This is a genomic window from Mesorhizobium kowhaii, from assembly GCF_042431665.1.
Taxonomy (GTDB): Bacteria; Pseudomonadota; Alphaproteobacteria; order Rhizobiales; family Rhizobiaceae; genus Mesorhizobium; species Mesorhizobium kowhaii.
The window spans coordinates 1-1,797 of sequence record NZ_JBHLYT010000173.1 but is presented as its reverse complement, the minus strand read 5'-3'; the positions used below and the strand labels follow the sequence as shown (position 1 = coordinate 1,797).

The following is a 1,797-nucleotide window of genomic DNA, read 5'->3' as shown; positions in this document are numbered from 1 at the left end:
GTCGAACCCGCCCTGTAGATAGGGCGGCATGATATTGAAGCCGTCCGCGGCACCATTGTCGAACCATTCCTGGATTTTGTCGGCGATCTGTTCGGGTGTCCCGGTTTGCACCCAATGCCCGCGCGCCCCGGCGAGGCGGTGCAGCAACTGGCGGATGGTTGGATTCTCGCGCTCAATGATGTCGAGTACGACGTGGAAGCGGCTGCTCGCGCCGCGCTCGCCCTCGACGCGGATGAGCTCGCGCGGAAATGGCCCGTCCAGATCGTAGCCGGAAAGGTCGGCGTCTACGATGCGGCGTAGCTGGTGAAGAGAGTATTCCGGCTGCGTCAGCTCATTGAACTCGTCATGCAGTGCCCGGGCTTCCGCCTCGGTTGAACCGATGAAGGGGCTGATGCCGGGCAAGACCTTGACGTGGTCAGGGTTGCGGCCAACCGACTTCACGCGCGCTTTGATGTCAGCGTAAAATTCCTGCGCGTTGCCGAGTGTTTGATGGGCTGTAAATATCGCCTCGGCATAGCGGCTTGCGAATGATCGTCCGTCTTCCGATGAACCCGCCTGGACGTAGACCGGACGCCCCTGTGGTGAGCGCGGAAGCGTGAGCGGGCCCTTCACCCGATGATATTTGCCGATGTGATTGATTGAGTGGATCTTGTCAGTGTCGGCAAAAATTCCAGAGTCCCGGTCCGAGACGAGCGCGTCGTCCTCCCAACTGTCCCAGAGCTTGGTCACCACATCAACGAATTCGCCGGCGCGCTCGTAACGGTCGGCATGGGTTGGATGTCGGTCAAAGCCGAAATTCAGCGCGGCGGACGCATCACCCGTCGTGACGATGTTCCAACCGGCGCGCCCGCCGCTCAGATGATCGACCGAAGCGAACAGCCGGGCGAGGTTATAGGGTTCGTTGTAGGTGGTCGAGGCGGTCGCGATGAAGCCGATGCGTTGCGTCACGGCGGCAAGCGCCGAAATCCAGGTCAGCGGCTCCAGCCTGAAGCGGCTTGCGTAACGGATGTTGTCGGCGAGCGCCGGCCCATCGGCAAAGAACAGCGCGTCGAACTTGCTCGCCTCGGCCTTTTTCGCCAGTTCCTGATAATAGGCGATGTCCAGCACTCTCTCAGGGGCGGAATCCTTGTAGCGCCAGCCGGCTTCATGATGGCCGCCAGGATAGATGAAAAGATTGAGCTTCAACTGTCGTGATTCGGCGGGCATATGGGGGTCCTCTTGGGTGGTGACTCTGAGCGACAGGTTTTCGACCGGTCAGACCGGCAGCACAGGCTTCGTCTCGACGCCGAGATGACGCAGAAGTTCGGAGCGAATCTCGCCGAACCGGCGATCGCCATGATCGCGTGGCGTTGGGATATCGATTGCGATGTCGGCGACGATCCCGCCCTTGTCGAGAACCAAAACCCGGTCCGCCAGCGTTACGGCTTCGTCAACGTCATGGGTGACCAATAGGACCGCCGGTTGGTGACGGGCACAAAGCTGACGCAGCAGATCGTGCATGCGCAGGCGGGTCAGTGCGTCGAGTGCGCCGAACGGCTCGTCCGCCAGCAGCAGTTCGGGATCACGGACCAGCGAGCGCGCCAATGCCACCCGCTGCTGCTCGCCACCAGAGAGCTCGACCGGCCAAGCGTTCTCACGGCCGCCCAGGCCAACTTCTTCGAGAGCTGCCCGTCCGCGTTTGGCGGCGTCCGGTAGGTCGAGACCAAGAATCACATTCTCCAGCACTCGTTTCCATGGCAACAGTCGGGCATCCTGGAACACCACCGATTTCTTATCGGGCGTTTCGAGCCGGCCGGA

The 1,797-nt window shown here is 61.6% G+C and carries 2 protein-coding genes; both read right to left on the bottom strand.

Going from position 1 to position 1,797, the window contains the following annotated elements:
- Nucleotides 1-1,206: LLM class flavin-dependent oxidoreductase (locus ACFFNA_RS36905; RefSeq protein ID WP_378924972.1), on the bottom strand; the 1,206-nt coding region annotated here is incomplete at its 3' end.
- 48 nt (nt 1,207-1,254) lie between these two features.
- The coding region (locus tag ACFFNA_RS36900; RefSeq protein WP_378924970.1) for an ABC transporter ATP-binding protein at nt 1,255-1,797 on the bottom strand (543 nt) is incomplete at its 5' end.